At 60.6% G+C, this 22,131-nt stretch carries 21 protein-coding genes; 3 read left to right on the plus strand and 18 right to left on the minus strand.

Annotation, left to right across the window (positions count from 1 at the left end; all coding sequences use genetic code 11):
* Positions 1 to 91 precede the first annotated feature (91 nt).
* Complete coding sequence (bhcR, locus tag BWR18_RS19365; protein WP_076630465.1) at positions 92 to 940, plus strand: HTH-type transcriptional regulator BhcR; 849 nt, start codon at positions 92 to 94, stop codon at positions 938 to 940.
* A 36-nt stretch (positions 941 to 976) separates the two neighbouring features.
* Here the strand turns inward: bhcR and BWR18_RS19370 are convergent, their stop codons facing one another.
* The 11 genes from BWR18_RS19370 to BWR18_RS19420 all read right to left on the minus strand — a co-directional run bounded on the left by BWR18_RS19370 (position 977) and on the right by BWR18_RS19420 (position 11,767).
* The gene (locus BWR18_RS19370) at positions 977 to 2,692 is read right to left on the minus strand and encodes a glycosyltransferase family 61 protein (protein ID WP_076630466.1); all 1,716 of its coding nucleotides are present in this window, start codon (positions 2,690 to 2,692) and stop codon (positions 977 to 979) included.
* Between the two features lie 51 nt (positions 2,693 to 2,743).
* Complete coding sequence (locus tag BWR18_RS19375) at positions 2,744 to 3,493, minus strand: class I SAM-dependent methyltransferase (protein ID WP_076630468.1); 750 nt, start codon at positions 3,491 to 3,493, stop codon at positions 2,744 to 2,746.
* An 89-nt stretch (positions 3,494 to 3,582) separates the two neighbouring features.
* Positions 3,583 to 4,029 (minus strand): GNAT family N-acetyltransferase, encoded by a 447-nt coding sequence (locus BWR18_RS19380; RefSeq protein ID WP_076630470.1) that lies wholly within the window; start codon positions 4,027 to 4,029, stop codon positions 3,583 to 3,585.
* Positions 4,026 to 4,988, minus strand: coding sequence for a hypothetical protein (locus BWR18_RS19385; protein WP_076630471.1), 963 nt, complete (start codon positions 4,986 to 4,988; stop codon positions 4,026 to 4,028). Before BWR18_RS19385 ends, BWR18_RS19380 begins: the two co-directional genes overlap by 4 nt.
* Positions 4,985 to 5,953 (minus strand): glycosylase, encoded by a 969-nt coding sequence (locus BWR18_RS19390; protein ID WP_076630473.1) that lies wholly within the window; start codon positions 5,951 to 5,953, stop codon positions 4,985 to 4,987. The genes BWR18_RS19385 and BWR18_RS19390 overlap by 4 nt, the downstream gene beginning before the upstream one ends.
* Positions 5,946 to 6,644, minus strand: a complete 699-nt coding sequence (locus BWR18_RS19395; protein WP_254685007.1) for a WbqC family protein — start codon at positions 6,642 to 6,644, stop codon at positions 5,946 to 5,948. Before BWR18_RS19395 ends, BWR18_RS19390 begins: the two co-directional genes overlap by 8 nt.
* 26 nt (positions 6,645 to 6,670) lie before the next feature.
* Positions 6,671 to 7,792 (minus strand): DegT/DnrJ/EryC1/StrS family aminotransferase, encoded by a 1,122-nt coding sequence (locus BWR18_RS19400; protein ID WP_076630475.1) that lies wholly within the window; start codon positions 7,790 to 7,792, stop codon positions 6,671 to 6,673.
* A 342-nt stretch (positions 7,793 to 8,134) separates the two neighbouring features.
* Positions 8,135 to 8,563 (minus strand): sugar 3,4-ketoisomerase, encoded by a 429-nt coding sequence (locus BWR18_RS19405; protein ID WP_076630477.1) that lies wholly within the window; start codon positions 8,561 to 8,563, stop codon positions 8,135 to 8,137.
* Positions 8,564 to 8,705: 142 nt separating this feature from the next.
* Positions 8,706 to 9,704, minus strand: coding sequence for a glycosyltransferase family 2 protein (locus BWR18_RS19410; RefSeq protein WP_157598937.1), 999 nt, complete (start codon positions 9,702 to 9,704; stop codon positions 8,706 to 8,708).
* 2 nt (positions 9,705 to 9,706) lie between these two features.
* Positions 9,707 to 10,642, minus strand: a complete 936-nt coding sequence (locus tag BWR18_RS19415; RefSeq protein ID WP_076630479.1) for a glycosyltransferase — start codon at positions 10,640 to 10,642, stop codon at positions 9,707 to 9,709.
* A gap of 21 nt (positions 10,643 to 10,663) precedes the next feature.
* The gene (locus BWR18_RS19420) at positions 10,664 to 11,767 is read right to left on the minus strand and encodes a DegT/DnrJ/EryC1/StrS family aminotransferase (protein ID WP_076630481.1); all 1,104 of its coding nucleotides are present in this window, start codon (positions 11,765 to 11,767) and stop codon (positions 10,664 to 10,666) included.
* A 164-nt stretch (positions 11,768 to 11,931) separates the two neighbouring features.
* Between BWR18_RS19420 and BWR18_RS19425 the strand changes: the two genes are divergently transcribed.
* Together BWR18_RS19425 and BWR18_RS19430 are read left to right on the plus strand one after the other, a co-directional pair.
* Positions 11,932 to 12,492, plus strand: a complete 561-nt coding sequence (locus tag BWR18_RS19425; RefSeq protein WP_076630534.1) for a GNAT family N-acetyltransferase — start codon at positions 11,932 to 11,934, stop codon at positions 12,490 to 12,492.
* Between the two features lie 84 nt (positions 12,493 to 12,576).
* Positions 12,577 to 14,349, plus strand: coding sequence for an ABC transporter ATP-binding protein (locus BWR18_RS19430; protein WP_076630483.1), 1,773 nt, complete (start codon positions 12,577 to 12,579; stop codon positions 14,347 to 14,349).
* A 24-nt stretch (positions 14,350 to 14,373) separates the two neighbouring features.
* Here BWR18_RS19430 and BWR18_RS19435 read toward each other — a convergent pair whose 3' ends face one another.
* The 7 genes from BWR18_RS19435 to BWR18_RS19465 form a co-directional block, all read right to left on the minus strand.
* Complete coding sequence (locus BWR18_RS19435; protein WP_076630484.1) at positions 14,374 to 14,724, minus strand: glycosyltransferase 61 family protein; 351 nt, start codon at positions 14,722 to 14,724, stop codon at positions 14,374 to 14,376.
* Entirely contained in the window at positions 14,706 to 15,629 is a 924-nt protein-coding gene (locus BWR18_RS19440) for a glycosyltransferase 61 family protein (RefSeq protein WP_083957918.1), read from the minus strand. Before BWR18_RS19440 ends, BWR18_RS19435 begins: the two co-directional genes overlap by 19 nt.
* A gap of 199 nt (positions 15,630 to 15,828) precedes the next feature.
* Positions 15,829 to 17,124: an arylsulfotransferase family protein gene (locus tag BWR18_RS19445; RefSeq protein WP_076630488.1), complete on the minus strand. Its 1,296-nt coding sequence runs from the start codon at positions 17,122 to 17,124 to the stop codon at positions 15,829 to 15,831.
* Positions 17,121 to 18,611, minus strand: coding sequence for a sulfotransferase (locus tag BWR18_RS19450; protein ID WP_076630489.1), 1,491 nt, complete (start codon positions 18,609 to 18,611; stop codon positions 17,121 to 17,123). Before BWR18_RS19450 ends, BWR18_RS19445 begins: the two co-directional genes overlap by 4 nt.
* Positions 18,608 to 18,865, minus strand: a complete 258-nt coding sequence (locus BWR18_RS19455) for a hypothetical protein (RefSeq protein WP_254685008.1) — start codon at positions 18,863 to 18,865, stop codon at positions 18,608 to 18,610. Before BWR18_RS19455 ends, BWR18_RS19450 begins: the two co-directional genes overlap by 4 nt.
* A 262-nt stretch (positions 18,866 to 19,127) precedes the next feature.
* Positions 19,128 to 20,255, minus strand: coding sequence for a DUF4185 domain-containing protein (locus BWR18_RS19460; RefSeq protein WP_076630491.1), 1,128 nt, complete (start codon positions 20,253 to 20,255; stop codon positions 19,128 to 19,130).
* A 277-nt stretch (positions 20,256 to 20,532) separates the two neighbouring features.
* The gene (locus BWR18_RS19465; protein ID WP_076630493.1) at positions 20,533 to 22,071 is read right to left on the minus strand and encodes a protein O-mannosyl-transferase family; all 1,539 of its coding nucleotides are present in this window, start codon (positions 22,069 to 22,071) and stop codon (positions 20,533 to 20,535) included.
* Positions 22,072 to 22,131 lie beyond the last annotated feature (60 nt).

Below are 22,131 nucleotides of genomic sequence, written 5' to 3' on the forward strand. Positions count from 1 at the left end.
GGGGCCGTATCAGCGCGGGAAAGTGACGTGCTTTCAGCGGCTTGTATTTTTCATATTACGAAATATATTTTCAGAAAGCCTGGAGGGTTGCATGTCGGATCTTCAAAACGCCCAAGAATCCCCCCGTCGCGCCCGTGGGCGGCCGCGAGGATGGGACGACAAGACAGAGCAGAACACCATCAAGTCGCTCGACCGGGCGATGGAGATTTTTGAGTATCTGAGCACGGATCAGGGCAAGACGCTGTCGCAACTGGCCTCCGAGCTGAATCAGTCACCGGCGACGGTCTACCGCGTGCTGATCACATTGGAAGCGCGCGGGCTGGTCGAGTTCGATGCCGAAGAACAGCGGTGGTATATCGGCGCGCGGGCCTTTGTGATCGGGGCGCGATTTTTGCGACGGACCAGTCTGGTGGATCGGGCGCGGCCCATTCTGCGGGCCCTGATGGAGCGGACGGGCGAGACCGCGAACCTCGGGATCGAGAAGGGCGGTATGGTGCTGTTTCTGAACCAGGTGGAAACGCATGAAAGCATTCGCGCCTTCTTTCCGCCTGGCACGTTGTCGGACATGCACGCCTCGGGCATCGGCAAGGCGCTTTTGGCGTTCATGGATGAGGACCGGTTTGGCCGCTGGTTGCGCGGGCGCAGCTTTGAAACTTTTACCGCACACACGCTCGTTGCGCCTGACGCGCTGGTGCAGGAGCTGCACCGGACCCGGGTGCGGGGATATGCCATTGATGCCGAGGAGAAGAACCTGGGCATGCGCTGCATCGCGGCGCCGGTCTTTGACATGTATGGTGAGGCGGTGGCCGGGATTTCGGTGTCCGGGCCCGCAACGCGCATGGGGTCGGACGTGACCGACCGTATCAGCCGGTCGGTCGTCGACGCCGCAAGCGAGCTGACGCGCGCCGTCGGAGGTGCAGACCGTCACGCCGTCGGGTGACTGTCTCGGCGCCCCCGATGTCCCAAGCCGGGCCAGCTATCGCCGCGCCCAGAGACGGCGCCAGAACGACGGCTTTTCATTGTCCAGAGGTGCCACGCTGTCCAGATCACCGGACAGGAAGGCATCAAGGATGTCGGTCCGCATCTCGATACTGGTATGTTTCTGTCCGGCACTGCCCTGCTGCATCTTTGCCATGTGCGGGTGAATGCCGATCTGCCGCAGTGGCCCGGCCCAACCGCCCCAGTTGTGCGAAAACTGCTGCATGAAGACGAGGATCCGCGTCTCGGGCCGCGCGAAAATGAGCATGTTGAGCGCAGAGCCGATGGGCGCCACGATGGTCTTGGCGCTGCGGATGGTGGCGATCTGCTCGGCAAAGCTCTGTTTTTCGAGAAACACCGGGTGAATGCCACGCTGCGCCAGGGCATCGACAAAGCTGTCCTCGTTCTTGGGCTTGGCCCAGGTGCTGTTTTGCCGGCTGAGGTAAATGTCTGCATGCGGCGCCGTTTCGGAGCCATCAAAACGGGCAAGCACGCGGTCGCGCAGGAATTGCATCGCAGGCCCTGACCATGACGCCTGATGTTCGTACGGCACCTTGTGACCGGCGCGCAGATCGAACGGGTAGAATGTGATGGTGGGCGCCACATACAGTGTTTTGATGCGCACAGCCTCGGTCCGGCCCACGGTGATCACCGGGTTGTCGCAGATGGCGGACAGGAAATCGGCATGGGTCTTTGGCATGTCATCGTTGATCAGGATCGGCAGCGCGTCAAAGTCAGAAAGCGCGCAGAAGTGGCGTAGGCGCGGTAGGTATTCGCTGAACCAATGCCCGAAGTGGTTGGAGGCCGAGCCGCTGAGATTGATGGCGCAGGGGATGTCGCGCTGGATGTCCGGCACTTCGTACACCGCATCGTTCCCTAGCCTTGTGCGCACGAATTCATCGGCGCGCAGGTTGACCTCTGACGCATAGCGCGCATCGGCATAGCTGTCGGAAATGATGGCCCCGCCATCAGTGAAAACGGCCCCGGACTGCCCGGACACAATGGCGTTGAACAGGCTCGCAACATATCCGGAATAGCCTGGGATGACGTCAAATTCGTCCGTGTTGGCCCACAAAGGGCCAGTGAGGCGGGCGAATTGCACATCGTCAGGCGGCGATTGCAGTGCGAACTGCCCCAAGCCAGCGCCGACAGCATCCTGCACGGACATAATCTTGCCCAGCCGGTATGTCGGCTGCTTAATCCCGTCCAGCAAAGCGCGCAAAGCGGGCTCGTCCAGTTCGGGCCCGTCTGCAAGCGCGGTGAGGATCGCATGATCGACCGGGAACACGCCCTCGGTCTGCTCCAGCCGCGTTACGAGTTGCGCGGCAAGGCTGGCCCGCTGCTCGCTGGCGTCCATGCGCGTCAGGCAGTCCATTGCCGCGCCCAACAGCCTCTGTAATGCGTCCGGGGTTTGATCGGAGGGCCAGTCGTCCAAGCAGTCAATTGCAATCTTTAGTGCCTCGACCGGTCGTCCGGCATTGTTATGCGCGTTGATCGCATAAACCATTGTGTCGATGTCACGGGGCGCAAGGCGCAAGGCGGCGTCAAAGAACTCTGCGGCGGCGTTGAAACTCTGCAGATGATAGTGGCAATATCCGCTGATATACGCGCCAAGGTGCCTTGTCTTCGTGTTGACACGTTGCCTGCGGCAGGCGTCAAGCGCGCCGGAATAGTCGCCTGCAAATGCGCGCTGTGCGATGTCTTCAAGTGTCATTGCCGGCCTGCGTGATTTGGATTGCGGGTCCGCGGCGGGGTGGCCGCCACCCTATGTGCCCATCCCAGGCTCGCATACGAGGTAAATGCTGGAACACAGATCGGGATAGCGCTGCCCCAGCGCATAGCAGCCGTCGAGGTATTCCGGTGAGATGATGTCGGTGTTCATCAACCGGTCCCACTGGAAGTTTGCCAGCGCCTTGAAGAAGATCCCGGACCGGTGCACGACATCAAGGCCAGCGGCACTTGCGTCACGCTCAAGCGTGTCGAGGCTGTAGGTGATCCTATGTCCGTGTTCCGCTTCGGCGGGTGTGATGGCTGCGTTGTGGGTGATCAGGCCCATGGCCACGGCGATCTGGCGGGACGGGGCGTTGGCGTTGGGGCAGGCCAGGAACAACCGGCCGCCCGGTGCCAGCCATTCGTCGTTGACGCGCTTCAGAACACCCACCGGATCGTCGAGATGTTCCAGCACATGGGTCAGAATAATGTTGTCATATCGCTTGGGCAGGTCGACGTCTTCGAACAGGGCCTGATGATAGCTGATCGTGTCGGGCAGGGCGGCCTTTGCAATTTCAATTGCTTCGGCTGAGGCCTCGACGCAGGTGATGTCCGAAAAGTCCCGGACCAGACGCTTGGTAAAATCGCCCTTGAAGCTGCCAAGCTCCAGGCACGCGCCGGGGCGGTAGAAGCTGCTGAACGCCTTGACCATGTACCCGTGCATGACGTCAAAGTCGAAATCATAGGCGTATTTGCGGTCTGCGTTGTCCTTGAACTCTGCGTCGTAGTCGCGTGTCTGGCTCATTTGTCCCCCCGATCTGAAGTGTTGGCCCCTTTGGGGACCTGCAGCGGTTCCAAGCCGGGTATAGCAAAGCGCGGAAGGTTGGAACCGTTTTACAGCTTCAACTCGAACAAGTCTGTTGATCCCGCGACCGGTGCGGGCCGAAATCCGTGCTTTGCATAAAGGCGCCGCGCGGCACTGGCATGTGCGTCAACTTCCAGTGCTATGCTGTCGAAGCCGCGGGATGTCGCATGCACGATGGCGGCGCTGAGCAGCGTATCGGCAATGCCGCGCCCGCGATGGTCGGTCCGTACGCTGACGTTTGTAATGAAGGCGGGGCGTCCCGGCGGGGTGATGCAATAGATCGCGACCAGCCCCGCCAATGTGCCCGCCGCCCAATGCTCGAACCGTTCGGCGCGATTGCAGATGCGGGTGGCGTAGTCGGCGATGTCCTGGCGGTCGGACAGCGGCGGGGAAAAATCCTGATCGCAGGCGGTCAGGAGCGCTGCGACCTGTGCTGTGTTCGCGGTGTTGCGCGTGACGTCCACACGCGCCGTCATGGGGACAGGCGCGCCAGGCCAAAGCCGTCTTTCCCGAACGCGTTGCCGTTGTAGAGGAGGTACAGTGCGCCCTGATGCACAAAGATGTGCGGGTAGCATTGCATGTCGGCGTCCCACGCGCCCGGCGTGCCTGTCAGCCCGAGCGCTGCGTCATCCCGGTCCCAAGTGACCGCGTCCTCCGATCGCGCATAGCCCAGCCGGTAGCCTTTGGTCGGGTCCGTGCGGAAGCCGTGGATGTGTCGATAGCAAAAGACCATGTGATAGTGCCCATCGAAATAGGCCACGCTGGGCAGCGCCTGGCATTCGTTGCGCCCCAGTACATCCGGCAGGATCGTTTCGCCGGAGGTGCGCTGCCAGTTTTGGCCATCATCGGACCAGGCTTGCGCGATCTTGTAGACGCGGTCTGGGGCGGCCTCTTCAGTCTCGCGTTCCCAGCGTTGGCCAAAGATGTACCACATGCGGAACTGGTCGCCGATCTGGCGGACAAAGCCGTCGCCCACCAGAAACGGTTCATGCAGGCTTGCGCTCAGCACCGGCCCCGTGCCGACGCGTTGGAACGTGCGACCTCCATCACGGCTTTTGACCAGACCGATGGCGGTGTCTACGGATACCGACACCCGGCGGGTCCAGCCGGTGGTGTATCCCCACACCTCATCCCTGACCTGAACGGGGTTCAATGGAAAAACACCATGCTCGTCAAATGCGCCCAGGGGGCCGCGTGCCAGCACCTCGTGCCGCGCGACATCGACAAGTGTTGTCAGATCATCCGCGACATCGGCATAGGAGACGTGGCTGATGAACTTGCCGCTGTTCCCATCCGCAGAACGGGTCGAGAAGTAGATACGTACGCCCCCGCCCGGCAAGGCGAGCGTCTGCGGCGATTGCGCAAACAGCCCTGGGCCGTGCATCAGCTCGTGTGCGCCGGGATCAAATAGCTTGCCAAGCTTCTCTACCATCATGGGCGTGCCTCAAGCCGTGCAAGTCCGAACCCTTCGCGGCCGACACCATTGCCGAGATAGGCCATGTAGGTGATGCCATCGACGGAAAAAACGTGGGGGTAGGATACCATTTCGCTGTCCCAACCCTCGTCCGACGGGTGCATCCCCGCCAGCGCATCGTCCCGGTGCCACGTGATCATGTCGTCGCTGTGGGCGTATCCGATGCGATACCCGCGGGCATGTCCGCGGTAGTCGGTGGAGTAACGGTAGCAAAAGAACATGTGATATCGTCCGTCGTGGAAGTGCACATCGGGGCTTGCCTGTGCTTCATCCTCTTCGACGGCCGTGTCGATCAGGTGTGCGCCATGCTTGTGCCAGGTCCGCCCGTCCTCGGACCACGCCATGCGAATGCGGTAGACGGGTTCGGCCCGCCCCGCGTGCATCAGCCATTTCGTGCCCGCGATGTAGAACAGATAGTACACGTCTCCAAATCGGCGCAGCTTTGGACCGCTCATCACAAAGGGTTCGTCCGGTGACAGGCCGATGATCGGACCGGAACCCAGTTTTTCAAACCGGGTGCCGCCGTCCGTACTGAGTGCGGCGCCAATGGCCACATCAAAGGGCACACTTTCGCATCGCGTCCATCCCGCATAGCAGGCCAGGACGCCCTCATCGGTGTCGACTGCCGAAAACGGATAGGTTCCGAATTCGTCGAAGGTCCCCGTCTCGCCCAGCTCAAGAACCGGCGCGTCCGCGACGCGGATCACGCGGGTCAGATTGCGACGATCCAGATCGACCCAGGCGGAGTAGCTTTTGAACTGCCCGTTTGCGTCCGGGGCTGGCCGGGTCGAGAAGTAAACCCGCACGTGATCGTCGCGGATCAGCGTTGCAGGTGCCTGCGCAAAGGACGCCATCCAGTCGCGGCCCGGATGATCGACAGGGTCGAACACCTTGCCCAGCTTGGTCCAGACAAATCCGTCACTCATCTTTTGGCGCCACCATTTCGTAGCAATCGGTGATCAGGCTGCGTGCCGCATCCACTGAATTGAACATTATGATGTCGAGGATCGACAGATCCGGCACAAAGGGGTGCCCAAACTGTTCATATTCAATCGACGTCCGCCGCATGAAGTGCAGATCCATGCCGCGCGCCCGAAAAGCGGATGCCTGATAAAGGTCGAGACCGCCAATCGGGTTGACGTAGCTGGTTGCTGAGACAGCCTCGCAAATCGCCAGAACCCGGTCCTGTCCTTTCAGTCCTGTCGTGTCGCCAAGGGACGAGGACACAACGATGGGCGTATCCAGGCCCAGATAGGTGCAGACCCGCGTGACGCTGTGGTGAATGAAGGTGAACAGATTGCGTTCGGGATATCCTAGGATCTCTTCGACCACCGGCATGGCATTGGCGAATTGAGGCGCCTTGCGATACGCGTTTGCAATCTGCGCCATCAGCTTTTTGGGGTCATATGCATCGGCGATGTCGCGGTCACGGACATCAAGGTAATCGGAATCCTTGCGCAGCGGCAGGGTGAACATCACCGCTGCGCCATTGCGCAGGAACCGGTTGCGATTGATCCACCCTTTCTTGCTGAACTGGATATCGTCATAGACGACAAACGTGTCTGCATGCGCAATCAGCTGGAAATAGCCAATATAGGGCAGAAGATAGGGCTGCATGATCGCTGCGCGCATGGCAATACGCGCTATGTGCCGGAGGCGGCTGCATCATGCAGCAGCGCGATGATGCGGGTCAGCGATGCCTGGTCGAGGCCGGGATAGATCGGCAGACACAGGATTTCATCTGCCGCGCGTGCCGCATGAGGCAGCAGCGTCTTGTCCGCTGTCGGCAGCGCGCTGTACATCGGGAATTCCGGGATGAGCGGATAGAAATAGCGCCGGGGGTGCACCCCTCGTTCTTTCATGTAGTGATACAGTGCATCGCGCGAAATCGGAAATTCGGGGCCGACGCGGATGGGGAAGTAGGCGTAGTTCGCCCGTATCTGTCCGCTGTCTTCCACGCAATGAATACCCGGCAGGTCAGCCAGCCGTTCGCGGTACTGGCGGTCAATCTCTGCCCGTTGCGCGATTGCCGCATCAATATGGTTGAGCTGGAGCAAGCCCATGGCTGCGTTGATCTCGCTCATCTTGCCGTTGATGCCGGTTTCGATCACCACTGTCTCGCCCTCGTGGCCGAAGTTTTTCAGCTGGTCGACATAGCGCTTCATTTCTGGTGTCTTGCATACGACGGCCCCGCCTTCGAAGGTGTTGAACACCTTGGTTGCGTGAAAGCTGAGCACTGACAGGTCGCCATGGGTCAGGACCGACCCGCAATGACATTCGACCCCAAAGGCGTGAGCGGCATCATACACGACCGGAATGCCGTGTTCCGCACCGATGGCGTCGATCGCATCAACATCGGCCGGATGCCCATAGCAGTGGACGGGCAAAATGGCCGCGGTGTCCTTTGTGATGGCCGAATTGACCTGCGCGGGGTCGAGGTTCAGACTGACTGGATCCACATCCACAAAGACCGGGGTGCACTCGGTCCAGAGAATGGCATGTGACGTCGCAACGAAGGAAAAGGGGGTCGTGATGACCTCACCCTTGATCCCAAGTGCGCGCAGTGCGGTCACAAGCGCGATGGTTCCGTTGTTGAACAGCGAGATATACGGCACCTTGAGGTAGTCGCACAGCGCTTGTTCCAGCTGCTGGTGATAGGGGCCGCTGTTTGTCAGGTGCCCGCTTTCCCAAATCTTGTTAAGCAGCCCCTGAAATTCTTCCAGTGGCGGCAGATGCGGGCGGGTGACGTAGATGTCTTGTGACATGAAGGGTTTGTGCCGACTGCTCTTTTTCCTGTGCGTCAGGATACCTACTGCGCAGCGTGAATTTTCACAATGGCTCTCTCCAGCAGCCGACGGGGCTGTCGTGCGAAACTGCGGGATGGAGAAACAGGTGTTCCATTTCCATCTGTGGACTTGTGCCTGTCCATCATCAGTTATCGGCCATCTGCTTGAGGCCTTGCTGGACCGGGTCGGTGCCGACGCGGAGCCCGAAGAGTTCGAGCATCAGGAATGGACCCATCCGTGTCCCAGTATTTAAGCCGGGAGACAGAGAACACGTTGGACACCTGATACCCCTGACCGTCCGAAGCAAGGCCCTTTCAGCTGTCAGGCGGCCTGGCTTGCGGCCAGAAACTCGGAATAGTCGCGATAGTAGTCCGCTTCATCGTAGAAGTGAGACGCGAGAACCATACACACGGCGCCCTGGCTGAAGTTGTCCATTTCGCGCCACACCATGTTCTTGATGTAGAGACCCTTTCTGGGGTTGCGCAGCCAGACATCCGCTTGCGTCGTGCCGTCGTCGATCTTCATGCGAAAGCTTCCTGACAGAGCGAAGATAACCTGTTCAAGCTCGCGGTGCGCGTGCCCGCCACGCTCGGAATCCACGGGGACATTGTAAAGGTAGTATACCCGCCGAATATCAAACGGAACGTGGCGGCCCCCTTCCATGAAGGTCAGATCACCGCGCGGATCAGAGACGATCGGCAGGTCGATCATGCGGGCGTTTCCGTTGAAGTGGGGGATGTCTTCGTTCATGTCGATGTCGTCTCAGGTTTGGTTTCTGTTGCCAAGGCTGGTGTCTGGTGCCTCCGCGTCCGCGGGGACTTCTTTCATACCGTGTGTGGCAGGATTTGAAACGTGTTTCTCGCGCTGCGCGGAGTTTGGCATACGAGCTGTATCACCGGCTTTTGCGCCGGGCCATCAGGGCAGACAGTCGGGCAAGTCGCAAAAACCATGCGTGCGATCGAACGGCACGTTGGTACACTGACCGCTTGAATGCGCTTGATCCCGATGCGGCCAAAGAGGTTTGAAACGCCTCAGAGCAGTGCATCGCGCGCCACACTTCGGTCAAGCGTGGCATTTCACTGGCAAGGTGCGGCGCGTTGAACACTATCGCCTGTGCACGGATGGCAGCGCGCAAGGTGCGCAATGCAAAAGGCCCATGCACATCCGGCCCAAAGTCATTGTCGCATATCAGCTGCCACAGGCGCAGACTGGCATCGGCCGCATCAAGTCGTGCCGCACTTGGACCCTTCGTGATTGCTGCGGCATTGTCCTGCCGGTAGAAAAACACCCCCTCGCAAAAGGCGATGCTGTCGCAGGCGAGAAAAAACCGTCGCACGGTGTATTCATCGGCAAAGGCGTTGAAGTCATCAAAGCCGTTGGTTTTCAGAAGGCGCATGGGCCACAGCGCGTTGCCCGGAATCGTCCAGTCCAGCGACGCGACAAAGGCCTCGCGCCCAGACAGGATGGCGGTTCGGTCGCCACGGTAACCAGTGATCCTGCGATCTTCGGCCCCATCGCGGTGGTAGAACACAACATCGGGAAGAACCGCATCGGCACCGGTCTCAACCGCCCGCGCATGAAGTTGCGACAGCCAATCGGGAGAAAACAGATCATCCTGTGAGGAATAGACAAACCACCGCCCGGTTGCGTGCGGAGCCGCGAAATTCACTGCCTTGGCCGCGCTGCCAAGGTTTTGACCGGTGTTCATGTATGTGATCCGGTCGTCTGCGTCCGCGTGGCGTTGAATCACGGCGCGGCTGTCATCGGTCGAACAATCGTCGATGCACAGCACCTCGAACGCGGAAAAGTCCTGTTGGCGCAAGGACGCAAGTGTTTCGTCCAAATACGCCGCACCGTTGTAGACGGGCAGGAGAACGGAGATTTCAGCCATGTTCAGCGCCCCATCTTGCGGGCGCGTCTGCGTTCTGATCGCCACGTGTAAAGAGCTAGCAAAGGGTGGCGTATCGCCAGACCACGAAACACGGCACCGTCGTCGGCGTAGTATGCAGTCCCCAGATCCGCCTTCACCTGTTCCTTGCGCAAGACATCCAGAACTCTGTGATTGCCGGTCAGGCCGAAGTGCAGTGCGTCGAGCGTCCGCTGGCGCATGATGGCCTGCTGCGCCGTGAAACCCTTTTTGCGCCGGTTTTTGAACGCGGCCATGTCCACATGGTACCCGTCGGAACTTGTCAGGCCAGTGCCCAGTCGATACTTCACAAGCGGTTTCTTGATCACCGCAACGCGGTCTTCCAAGGCGGCGCGGAAGCCAAGCACCAAATCCTCATAAGCATCCGGGTCGAGGGGACCGTACTTTTCATAAAGACTGCGGTGCCACGCGCCCGTCGCACCGATATACAGCGCCTTGGACCGGGCAGCCCGGGCGGTATCCCAGCTATTGTAGAACAGCGCGGTTCTGAAATTCCCATCGACCGGCTGGTCATCGGGGTCAATCACGTCAGCGTAAGAGCAGACAAGCAAGGCGTCCTCTTCCTCGAACGCCTGCGCAATCCTGGCGCTGCGATGCGGATAGGACATGTCATCGCCCGCCGCAGCGATCAGCACGTCACCGTTGCTGAGTTCGTGTGTCTTGTCGAGGTTGCCCGCAAGCCCGAGGTTGTGCGGGTTACGGTTGAGGATAATCCGGTGCGGTCCGCTATAGCCCGCCACTGTTTTCTCGATCACGTCAAAGGTGTCATCCGGCGAACAATCATCCGAGATGACGATTTCCAAGGCGACATCCGTCTGCTCAAGCGCCGATCTGACCGCCGCTGCCACGGTGTCGCGCTGATTGTATGTCAGCAGGATATAGGAGAGTGATGGCGATGACATTCTGATGGTTGCGGTCCGACACTACAGCGTCGGCGCCACCCTGTTGACGGTCTCGATGACCCGGTCCACGTCCGCGTCGGGCATCTGCGGTCCGATCGGCAGGCTGAGCATGTTGTCTGCCAGCGTCTCGGCCAGCGGGAACGCGCCCGCGGCATATCCAAGCTCGGCATAGGCTTTTTGCCGATGCGGCGCGATCGGGTAGTGGATCAGGGTGCTGATCCCCTCCTCGGACAGCTTGGCCATCAGGGCGTCCCGCTTCGGGTGTTGCACAACATAAAGGTGCCAGACCGGATCGGCCCAGTTCGGGACGAAGGGCGTCGTGACATCCTGCAGCGCGCTGCTGTACCGGCCCGCAATCTCGCGCCGCCGCGCCGTCCACGCATCCAGATGCTCAAGTTTGACCGCCAGGGCAGCGGCCTGCACTGGATCAAGCCGACTGTTGGTGCCCTGTTCATCGTTTACGTATTTCTTGCTGGAGCCATAGTTGCCCAGCACGCGAACCTGGTCTGCGATGTCTGCACGGTCCGTGGTGATCGCCCCGCCATCGCCTAGCGCGCCGAGGTTCTTGCCGGGATAAAAGCTCCAGCATACCACGTCACCATGGGCGCCGATGCGGCGGCCCTTATACATGGCACCATGCGCCTGGGCTGCATCCTCAACCAGGGCAAGGTTGTGTTTTTGGGCAACTTCGAGGAGCGGATCAAGATCAGCGGGTTGGCCGTAAAGGTGAACAGCGATCACCGCACGGGTGCGTGCTGTGATGGCAGCCGGAATAAGCGCCGGATCGACGTTGTAGGTCTGCGCGTGCGGTTCAACCGGGATCGGCGTTGCACCGACGGCGGACACGGCGAGCCATGTGGCCACGAATGTGTGGGACGGCACGATGACCTCATCGCCGGGGCCGATGTCCAGGGCGCGCAGGCCCAGGATCAGCGCATCAAGGCCGTTGGCGACACCCACACAATGGGCTGCACCGCAATAGGCGGCATAGGCTGCCTCGAAAGCCTCAACCTCCGGCCCTTGAATGTACCACCCGCTTGCCAGAACGCGCTGAACGGCCGCGTCAATGTCCGGTTGCAGCGCCAGATAGGCCGCGCGAAGATCGAGAAAGGGGATGTGCGCCATGTACTCAGCCATATTCCAAGGTTCGGGTTTGCCGTCGGTCTACACTTGTTCTTGCCGATGTGGAATGCGACAGTCACTCGCCTTATTCGGCTATTTGGTGGACCGTTTGCAACCAGATCGGACCCAACGCGCCGTCGCGCAACGACAACAGAGGTGATCAGACCATGACGCAGAAGGGCGTTGAACGGATTGAGGGTGTGCGCCTGGCCCTACGCCTGGCGCGACCCGAAGACGCCGGGTACATCCACGGGCTGCGCATGGATCCAGCCTACAACCAGCACCTTTCCGCGGTGACGGGCACGGTGGAGGATCAGGCAAACTGGCTGCACCGCTACCTAGACCGCGAAGCGGCGGGTGAAGAGTTCTATTATGTCATAGAGCGGCGAGACACGGCGCAGCCCTGCGGCCTTGTTCGGCTCTACGACATCGAAGCGGATCACTTCACCTGGGGCAGTTGGATCCTTGACAGTACAAAGCCGTCGAAGGCAGCGTTGGAAAGTGCCGTGCTGAGTTACGTGATCGCGTTCGAGCGTTTGGGCCTCGCGACATCCAACTTTGATGCGCGCATCGGCAACGCCCGCGCCCTGGCGTTTTACAGGCGATTGGGTGCTGTTGAGACGGGGCGCGATGCGCAGGACATCTTTTTCCGCTACACACGTGCGCAATTTGAAAGAGACAAGGACCGTCACATGGGCGTCTTGCGGAATGCGCAAACGGCGCAATGACGCTGTGTCGTCGTTTCGACTTTACAGAATATGGTTTAATGCCTAGCTGTCCATCCTTGTCCAACGGAACCAGAATGTATCTGCATGTTTGAGAGCACGCTCGACCGGTTGAACAGCAGACTGATCGTCCGCCTGCTGCGGGAAAATTTCCGCCTTCAGATCCGGAACTATTCGATTGCGATGGTAGCGATGGTCGGTATCGCTGCGACAACAGCGCTGACCGCCTGGATCATGAAGGACATCATCGACTCGATGATCGAGTCCGGCAACCGGGCGCAGGTCTTTGGCGTGGCCGCATCCGTGGCGCTGATCTTTACGATCAAAGGCATCGCAACGTACATACAGACCGTGTTTCTCAGCCGGGCAGGCAACAGTATTGTCGCGGCACAGCAGCGGCGCCTCTATGCCGCGATCCTGAAACATGGCGTCTCCTTTTTCAACGAACGGGATTCGTCCGACCTGTTGATGCGGGTGACCTATTCGGCGCAAGCGGCCCGAACGGTGGTTGAAACGCTGGTGATGGGATTTGTGCGCGACTTGCTGACGCTGATCGGGCTGATCGCTGTCATGATCTATCAGCAGCCGACGCTGTCGCTGTTTTCCCTGGTTTTCGGGCCCGTCGCTCTTTTTGGCGTGCGGCGTATTCTGGTGCGTGTGCGCGAAATCATGCAGGCCGAGATGACCTCGATGGCCGAGATCATCAAGGTCATTCAGGAAACGGCCATTGGTATCCGTGTGGTCAAGGCTTTTGCGCTTGAGGACCGGATGAACAAGCGGATGCATTCCGCCGTGGCCAATGTCGAGGATCGTGCCAACGCGATTGCGCGGCTTGAGGCGGCCACAAGCCCGTTGATGGAAACCCTGTCCGGATTTGCCATTGCCGCCGTTGTGGCGCTGAGCGTGGTGAACCTTTTTGGAGAAGCGGCAAGCACACCCGGACAGCTGATGTCCTTCGTGACGGCGCTTTTGATGGCCTATGAGCCGGCCAAACGTCTGGCACGGATGCGGGTTACGATCGAGGCGGGGATGATCGGTGTCGGCGTGATGTACGAAGTTGTGGACATGCCTGTCACGCTGGTCGAGGCGGACAACGCGCGCGACCTGCCTGAAGGCGCCAGCGCCGTGCACCTTCGGGACGTGCATTTTGAATACAGGGACGATCAGGCGATCCTGAACGGGCTCGACGTCGTTTTTCCTGCGGGCAGAACAACGGCCCTTGTGGGCCCATCAGGCGGTGGCAAGTCCACGATCATGAACCTGATCATGCGCATGTATGACCCCACCTCAGGGCGCATCGAGATCGGTGACATGGACCTGCGCGAAGCGACCTTTGCCTCGCTCCGGGAAAAGATCGCCTTTGTCGGGCAGGACACATTCCTGTTTTCCGGCACGATCCGGCAGAACATCGCCCTTGGCAAACCGGAAACCACCGACGACGAAATCATCGCGGCGGCCAAAGCCGCACATGCCCATGACTTCATCAGCCAGTTCGAGGACGGGTACGATACCATTGTCGGCGAAAACGGCGCCAGCCTGTCAGGCGGTCAGAGGCAACGTCTGGCCATCGCGCGAGCCGTCCTGCGCGACAGCCCGATCCTGTTGATGGATGAGGCGACAAGCGCGCTTGATTCCGAATCCGAGCACCTGGTCAAGCAGGCGCTGGACGAATTGACCAAGGGCCGGACAACCATCGTCATCGCGCACCGCTTGTCCACGATCATCAATTCCGACCTCATTCTGGTGATCAAGGATGGCCGGGTGGAAGAGCAGGGCGACCTGAATACCTTGCTGGCGCAGAACGGACTGTTCCGCAGGCTCTATGACCGCCAATACGAAAAAGCCGAACCTAGGGCCTAGGGTAACACATCCAGCTGCGCTGCCTTAGCTGGTCACCATGTTGCGCGTGTAGTCGCGGGATCGCGCAAGCAACTGGTCAAGATGCTGGCAAAACACATCGACCGGCAACTGGTACGACGCACCAAACGCATCAAACGTGCTGGTGATCGGCTCATCTGCTTCGACAAAACAATAGGTCATCTCGCACCCGGATACGTGCGCCATGTTCGAGAAAAAACACCCGCCCGCATATTCGCGCAACGCCCAAACCAGACTTTGGCTGCCGGGTCGCATGAAGAGAGTGTTTGCAAAGGCCGCCCCGGTCGGGCCGATCACGAAGTCCGCATTGTGCATCAAGCTCACCTGCTCGCGGAAACTCAGCTTTTCCATCTGCACTGCTTCAAACCCCCGGGCTTCGGCCGCCGCTCGGATTTCATCCTGATTGTAGGACCGCGCGCGGGCGGGCGGATCAGGATCACACGTTTCGGGCTGTCGTCTTCGCGTTCGATCGCAAGCGCGTCCAGAATGGTTTCGCGCACATACTGCACCACACCGACGTTCTGCGTGTAGTCAGAGGGTCTCGGCCACATGTGGTCACGCATGTTGAACGGGCCTGACACTGGTGAGGGGACGTGGACAAGCCTGCCGATCCGGTACGCTGTGTCATCGCGCAGGATCACCACCTCGCGTTTGCCGCGAAACAGGTCAAGCGTCTGTTTGAACGATGGGATCTTCTCCGCCGTCTCTGGCAGCAGCAACGGGTAATCGTCGAATTCCGCAGGCAGGTTCTGGGATAGATAGATGACCGGCAAAATCTCGGCCAGCCAATGATACCAGTTCACGTCACCATGCCCAAAGGCGCAAATGCCCTGGGGAATTGCAACCGTGCCATCTAGCTTCGTGACGAAGTAGTCCTGAACGAAAAACCCGCTGTTGGTGAGCAGACTGATCCTGTCGAGCTTTGTGTACATCTCGTCCGGCAGCAACACATCGTGCTTTTTGTAGAGGAATGATGACCCCGATTTGGCCGTGACGTCCTCGAGCAGCACAGGGCGGATCGGCGGCAGCGGCCCGGTAAGCAGCTCGGCGTCTTCTCCCAGCGCGCGGGGCGCAGCCACCCTGCTTTCCGACGCCTCAAAGACAGGGGCCAGTCTTGTGCCGGGGTGATCAGCTAGGTTGGCCAGCTGATATCCTCGGTATCCCATCAGGCTTAGACCACAGGCCGACAGCTTCGCAATGGGCGCCGACTTCATCTGCCCGCGCACCAACCGTTTGACCACACTACGTCTAATATTCGTCATGCTGCTTGTCCGAAATCCTGCCTTGCTATGTCGGACGTCGTGCGCACGCACTGTGCCTTACGCGCTCACTTGCGCGTTGCGTCTGACACCCGATCAAAATGCCTTTCCGGGGTGCAATCGTAAAATGCGCGCCATTTTGCAAGCGACATTGTGCGGCAAACTGCCCTGGCGCGGGTTGAGATCAAAAAGAGAGGACGGGTCAGCGCCCCAGGGCGATGGTCTCGTTGCAGGACGGCAATCCATTGGTAAAGAAATCCTCGGACACGTGGCGGGCCTCGGTCACGATCAGGTTGCTGTCTTCGTCCCACACCATGTCGTGGGTCCATACAACCTCTCCGTCACCTGACACCTCAAGCAGACGACCATGTTCGGCTTCGGTCAGCAGCAGGTTGCCGTTGGGCAGCGTCTGATGCTTGCCGCGCCGCCAAGTATAAAACGGTTCGTCCTCGGTGCCTGCGAAATCGACCGTGACACGCCGGTCGCGCGGGTCAATCCGCAGGATCCGCGACTGCATGGCACCCGTTGCATTGTCGAAAACGGTGATGGTCCCGTCGGGTTCGAAATCCGGGTCGTGCTGCTTGAACCACGGCCCGTGTTGCCACCATTTCAGAATGCCGGTTTGAGGGTCCACGACGGCCACGAGGTTGGGTTCGCGCAGGCTGAACATCAAGTCACCCGCTTCGAACATCGGGAACGCGTCGGCCATGTCCGGGCGCAGCATCTCGACATCATTAGGGTGGAACGGATCATGCAGATAGGTGATCTGCTCCTCGGCGGTGTCGGGCATACGCACCCGAATGTCAAAGATGGCGCGCTGATCTCCGTCCCTGGCTGCGACGATGTCGTTGCGCAGGTTCAGGGAAAACGTCTTGTCTCCGGTCGCTGCATCAAGGCGCACCATATCCTCGCCATACCAGGTCCAAATGCCTCCGGCCCCGTCGCGCGTGATCGAATGGTGAAAGCCGCCGCGCACGCTCCACATGGTCTGGCCACACTGGTCGACCCGCGCAATGGCATTGCCGACGTCAAAGGTCACAACGACGGAGCCATCCTCGAACACCTCCATGCCGTGCAGCATGACGTTCTGGGGCGGCGTGTCGGGGTCGAAATTCTCGTAATTGATCGGCCAGCGGTGCACTTCGTCGCCGTTGGCGTCCATCAATCGCACGGCAAAGACCGACGTGTCCTGATCATCGCTCAACCCCGCGATCAGCACATACCCAGGCATCCGCTCGGTGCCGGGCCGCTGCTCAAATCCGCGGTCCGGCTCGGGCGTGCCCGTGTCGTTCGGTGCAACCAGATGGCGGGTGGGTTCCAGCCCGATGTCGTTGCGCCAGTTCTGCGAGACATCCAGATAGGTTCGGTGCGCCTCACCGATCTGGGGGGCCGGGAACCACCCCCACCAGGACGATACGATCCCGTAGACCATGGCGATCAACGCAAACGAAACGATAAAGAACCCGCGCGCAAAGCTGTCGGACGACGGCAGTTTCATAGAATGACCTTTCCAAGTGACGAGGGCTGGACCCCGATGGACTGGCTGCACAGCTCGGCGTGCAGAATATCGGCGCGGTGCAGCAGGTCCTTTGATGACTTCGGTAAATCCGGGGCTGGGCGCGGCGCCCGCAAAATCCCGGCCATGGCCAAGATGTCGTCAGCGCCCTGCACTCCGATGGCCGCGGCCAGATCAGGCAGGACTTTGCCCGGCTGAGTACAAAGCGCATCGTGATCGACGAAGACGGTGCCCGCCCCCGCTGTTGCCAGAACGTGCTGATAGGCGTCGATCCAATAGCGCAGCCAGAAATCCACGTGGTCGGGACCGACAGCACCTGCCCGCGGCGGACCGAATGCAATGGGCCGCAGCGCCGCGCCGAACTCGAAATGTCCGATGCCCTCCATGTAGCGGCGGGCAAAGGGTTCCCGCGCATGCAATTCCGCAAATCGCAGGTGTTGCGCCATCAGCGAAGCCACCTGCGCCCGTGGATTGCGAATGGGCACCACGATAGAAGCGTCGGGGAACAGACGCTCCAACAGCTCAAGCCGCGCGATGTTGGCGTTGTTTTTCGAGATGTAGCGGGTCGCACCCGGTTTCGTTGCGACGACCTTGGCCATATGCTCCCGAAAAAACGTTTCGAACTCCGGATTGCGATCCTCCGGCGTCCACAGCGTGATGCGGTCGCGTTCGAAATGCTCGGACCAGAAGGCCATCCACAGCATTTCCTCAAACGCTTCGGGGCTGTCCATGCCAACCTCGATCCCATCGCCATGGGCGCGCTCGCTCTTGTCTCCGGCCTTGCGAAACGCACGGGAAAACCCGCCCCACAGGAGCGGGGACAGCGTGAACGGCATATGCTGGTAGGTGGCCGACGCAAATTCGGGGAGGGTGGCGAGCCCTTCCAGCATGATGGTCGTGCCTGCACGCGGCAGGGAGGTGACAAAGACCGGTCTCTGCGCCGCGTCCATGTCGATGCGACGGCGGTACAGCTTGGTCTCAAAAGACCCAAGCCGGACCTGACGCTCGGACGATGCAAAGGCGAAATCATGCAGCGCCTTGTCCATCGGACCATATGGCACTTCGGCCCGCGTATCGACATCCGCCGGGCTTCTTCGCAGCCGGTCAAGGGCAATCCAAAGCGCGATGGCGGCCAGCGTGGAGCCGAGCAGGAACGGCCAACCCAGCGCAACGGCGATGACGTGTTCAACTGTGTAGAACCCCAGCGTCGCGCCGCCCCACACGACCAGCACCGACGCGCCGATGGCCGCAACCCCAATGCCCGTGATCCGGAAAAAGCCACCGAGCAGCTTGATCGACGCGCGCTGGACCCGCGCCTCTTTCTCTTCCTCGGCAAGGTCGCTGTTCATCATCACCGAGAGCGCGTCTTGCGTAGTGGTCACGATACCGCCCGCAACCTGTTGGGCATGCAGGATGCGCAGGACCCAGATGAATGCGACAAGGCCCAGACACAGGGCCGCGATGCTCAACTCTCGGTCTCGCTCGGGGTGGGCTGGATGTCTGCCTTGGCCTTTTTGGCGCGCATCATCCGCTTCATCGGATACCAGACGAACCCGACAAGAGCGAGGACCAGCGCGGCGATCAGGGCGATCATGGTGCCGATCGCGGTCAATCCTGCGCCCGGCCCGACATAGGCCTGCGCGGCCATGGGCAGACCGACCAGAGCGGTGGCCAGCAAAGTGGCTGCATGGCCCCTGTTCAAAACCCACAAGTTGCGTTTCATGGCGACATCCTCACGTCCAACAGATGAAGGCGACACGGCCCGCCTGAAATCTTGAGCGGGGCATGTCGTGATTGTTGATCACCAAGGTTGTGGGTCGCGCACGTCGCGGCAAGTCAGGGCGCGGCCAGCGGCAAAAGCCTGCCAGATCGCGCCCGCGGGGCGGAGCATTTTCGCCCGTTTGCAATCTTCGCGACGGCAAGGGGCGAAAGAGCGCCGAAGGCCCTCCTATTATGAGCGAAGTCGCGCGGGGCGCGCGGCCGACTTACTCCGCGATCTGATCGACCATGCCGCCGGGTTCTGTCAGGTCGGTGGTATCCATTGCGGCCACATCCACCGCCGACGCTTCAACCCTGCCCTTCATCAGAAACACATTATAGACCGGTTTCCACTTCGACATCGTGAAATACACCGTGTCGTCGATGGTCTGGCCCGGCACGATATAGGGCGCGTAAAGGCCAGGATACTCATCCGCATGTGCCACGATCTGCGCGTCGCTCCATGGCCCGGTCATGGTCGGTGCGGTGCGCAGGATCACCGCGCGTTCCACCGGCTCAAGATACATCATCAGCCAGGACTGGTGTGCTTCGCTCCAGGCAACCGACAGCTCACCAGCCGGGGCTGGAACGACCGCCTGCGCCGCTTGGACATCCGCCGCCCAGCCCATGCCGGTCCAGTATTCATATGCTGACGGGTCAAACACATCCTGCGGGGCCACACGGCCCAGACGCACGCCACCAAACCGGCCCTGCGGGATGCCGAAGACATAGATCATGCCGCCGTGATCCACATACGCCACCTGTTCGAACCCGGTGCCTGCGGGCCACATGGCCGTGTCCGACCGCGTCCAGTTCTGACCGTCATCATCGGAATAAGCGAGGCCAGAGCGGCGGACGAACCACTTGTCATCCTGCCCCCACATGCGCACCGACATGTAGTGCAGCACCATCCGCTCGCCGAGCGAGATGCCGTTGGTCGGGATCACCGTCCACTCAAAGCCGGGGATCTTGGCCGAGCGGATCACCTCCTTGGCCGCACCCGTCGCGGTTTCGATCATCGAGGCGATGGAAAAGTCGCTGGCCGGATCGGGATCGGCCATCCGGGCCAGCGTGTTGCTGCGCCAGTCCCCACCGTCCGATCCATAGGTGTCGCCAAACACCATGAACAAATCACCCTTGTGCTTGAACATGTGGCCCAGGTCGGTGCCATGCACGTTCCACCGGGCATCGGTGGCGTTCGGGGACGCCGCCCCGGTCAATTGGTTGACGATCTCCGTGTCCACTATGCGAAGCCGCTGAGGTGCCTCTGCGTCGGGCAGATCAAGGGGCAGGGTGGCTTGGGACAAGGCCATGGTATCAATGGCGTCCATGCGTTCCACGTCGGCACTGGCCATCGGCAAATGACCAGAACAGGACAAGATAAAAGAGGACAGCGAAACGCCGAACAGGGCAGGGGATATGCGCAAGGTAGAGTACCTTCTATAGCCGGAACACGGTTGTAGTCGGAACGTCTCGGGCGCTTTGGCGATTCGGCTCAGTGCCCGTGCGCAATAGGTGCGGCGTATGTATCAACAGATCAAGCGGATTGCCGCTCATGTGACGTAATGTAAGAATTGTTGACGCAGCGTCGCCCAGCTTTTTCAAGCATTTGGTCAATGAGCGGGCATCTGCCTAGTCTCGCGCCGCTTCTGCCGATGCGTCCAGCCGGTCGCACACAAAGCCATAGGCGGGCCATGTCACCGGATCGGGTTGTTCGATCGGCACCGTGCGACACGACAGGCCCGGATTGCGGTGTTCGATCCAACGCAGCATCTGTTCCCCATCCGTCGGGATCACCACGCCGCCCACAGGGCCACGGTCGGGGATCGCCTCCTCGGTCCGCCAGGTGACGCGGTAGGTGGCCGGTTGTGGCACATCGCCCAAAAGTTCGTGATAGAGCGTCGCCATGCGCAGCCCGTAGGACATCGACACGACGGGCTCATCGACCGGCGCTTGCGCCATCACCGTGTCAAGGGCATCGACAAGACCTGCGTAATCCGGCTCCCGCGCATCAAGATAAAGCGCCATTTGCGCGGCCCGAAACACACCGACGGTCAGCAGAAGCGCCCCGAGCCACGGGCGCGCCCTGGGCCAGCGCGCGACCCACCAGCCGATGGCCGCAATCGTACCGATCAAAAGCGGTCCGAGAACAGGCAAGTGGAACGCCTGAATGTCATAGGCGCCGTACCAGATCATGAAAGGCACAAAGGCAAGCGCCGTGCCCAGAACCAGCCCGATGCCCATCCAACCCGCATCCCGACCCCGACACCCCAAAGCAAACAGCGCAAGGCCCACAGCGATAATGGGCAAGGACAGCATGGGGTGAGCCTGGCTCAGCGTGCCCAACAGGACCGATGCCGTCTGCAGCGACTGCAGACCAGAGCCATAGAGGTCACCGAAATAGGTGCCCGCAATGTAATCGCGCAGCTCGGACGCCGTGGGCGGCAATGGCAGATATTCGGAATAGGCGGTCGTGGGCGCGTGTGTGACCCAGGCAAGGTACAGGTACTGGCTTGCCCCCACAGCCAGCAGGCCGACGACAGCCAACAGCACTTTGGGGCGCAAAAGCAGGCGGTAGTGCGTCACCATCACCAGCAGCCCCACCGGCGCCAGCATCACCATCATCAGATGATTGCCAAAGGACAGTGCATAAATCGCGCAAGCGATGAGGAAGTACTGCGTGCGCTTGGTTTCAACGAACAGGAGCAGCGCAAACACGATGGACAGGATAAAGGCGAGGGCGAGGGGATAGACCTCCGCCTCGGTCGCCTGCACGGCCATCAAACCCGCACTGCCCAGCAGAAAGGCCGCCGCAACACCGAACAACACGCTGCGCGTCAACCGCCCCACGATCAGAAAGCTCATCGCGACCGCCAGCGCGCCGGGGATCGAGGCAAGCGCAATCGTCATCACCCGCCATGGTTCAAACGGCAGGTCAAGCGCGCGCACAACCGTGCCCATCAGCAGCACGAAAGGATAGCCCGGCCCGTGAACCAGGATCGACGTGTGGCCCAGCGTCTGGAACTTGGCCGAATCCCCCGCGTTCAACATGCCGCCAAGACCGGGAAAAAGCAGGCTGGCGTAGTAGATCAGCCAGACCAGGAAAATCGCCGTAGCCAGCCATGGGCTTTGATACAGTGGGCGACGGTGTGGGTGGGTGCTGCTGGGCATGTGTTCAATTCAATTTCCGGGTCCGATGCGCGCCCTGCTTCAGCGGAGCGGCGCACCTCG

Source organism: Tateyamaria omphalii (assembly GCF_001969365.1).
Classification (GTDB): Bacteria; Pseudomonadota; Alphaproteobacteria; order Rhodobacterales; family Rhodobacteraceae; genus Tateyamaria; species Tateyamaria omphalii_A.

What these genes read in the sequence shown, in the direction of transcription:
- BWR18_RS19460 (WP_076630491.1), bottom strand. Translation starts at nt 20,255, where the DNA reads ATGGCCAGTGCCGACGTGGAACGCATGGACGCCATTGATACCATGGCC.
- BWR18_RS19390 (WP_076630473.1), bottom strand. Translation starts at nt 5,953, where the DNA reads ATGAGTGACGGATTTGTCTGGACCAAGCTGGGCAAGGTGTTCGACCCT.
- BWR18_RS19380 (WP_076630470.1), bottom strand. Translation starts at nt 4,029, where the DNA reads ATGACGGCGCGTGTGGACGTCACGCGCAACACCGCGAACACAGCACAG.
- BWR18_RS19465 (WP_076630493.1), bottom strand. Translation starts at nt 22,071, where the DNA reads ATGCCCAGCAGCACCCACCCACACCGTCGCCCACTGTATCAAAGCCCA.
- BWR18_RS19400 (WP_076630475.1), bottom strand. Translation starts at nt 7,792, where the DNA reads ATGTCACAAGACATCTACGTCACCCGCCCGCATCTGCCGCCACTGGAA.
- BWR18_RS19370 (WP_076630466.1), bottom strand. Translation starts at nt 2,692, where the DNA reads ATGACACTTGAAGACATCGCACAGCGCGCATTTGCAGGCGACTATTCC.
- BWR18_RS19430 (WP_076630483.1), top strand. Translation starts at nt 12,577, where the DNA reads ATGTTTGAGAGCACGCTCGACCGGTTGAACAGCAGACTGATCGTCCGC.
- BWR18_RS19410 (WP_157598937.1), bottom strand. Translation starts at nt 9,704, where the DNA reads ATGGCTGAAATCTCCGTTCTCCTGCCCGTCTACAACGGTGCGGCGTAT.
- BWR18_RS19395 (WP_254685007.1), bottom strand. Translation starts at nt 6,644, where the DNA reads ATGCAGCCCTATCTTCTGCCCTATATTGGCTATTTCCAGCTGATTGCG.
- BWR18_RS19440 (WP_083957918.1), bottom strand. Translation starts at nt 15,629, where the DNA reads ATGACGAATATTAGACGTAGTGTGGTCAAACGGTTGGTGCGCGGGCAG.
- BWR18_RS19385 (WP_076630471.1), bottom strand. Translation starts at nt 4,988, where the DNA reads ATGATGGTAGAGAAGCTTGGCAAGCTATTTGATCCCGGCGCACACGAG.
- BWR18_RS19425 (WP_076630534.1), top strand. Translation starts at nt 11,932, where the DNA reads ATGACGCAGAAGGGCGTTGAACGGATTGAGGGTGTGCGCCTGGCCCTA.
- BWR18_RS19420 (WP_076630481.1), bottom strand. Translation starts at nt 11,767, where the DNA reads ATGGCGCACATCCCCTTTCTCGATCTTCGCGCGGCCTATCTGGCGCTG.
- BWR18_RS19445 (WP_076630488.1), bottom strand. Translation starts at nt 17,124, where the DNA reads ATGAAACTGCCGTCGTCCGACAGCTTTGCGCGCGGGTTCTTTATCGTT.
- BWR18_RS19415 (WP_076630479.1), bottom strand. Translation starts at nt 10,642, where the DNA reads ATGTCATCGCCATCACTCTCCTATATCCTGCTGACATACAATCAGCGC.
- BWR18_RS19455 (WP_254685008.1), bottom strand. Translation starts at nt 18,865, where the DNA reads ATGAAACGCAACTTGTGGGTTTTGAACAGGGGCCATGCAGCCACTTTG.
- BWR18_RS19375 (WP_076630468.1), bottom strand. Translation starts at nt 3,493, where the DNA reads ATGAGCCAGACACGCGACTACGACGCAGAGTTCAAGGACAACGCAGAC.
- BWR18_RS19405 (WP_076630477.1), bottom strand. Translation starts at nt 8,563, where the DNA reads ATGAACGAAGACATCCCCCACTTCAACGGAAACGCCCGCATGATCGAC.
- bhcR (WP_076630465.1), top strand. Translation starts at nt 92, where the DNA reads ATGTCGGATCTTCAAAACGCCCAAGAATCCCCCCGTCGCGCCCGTGGG.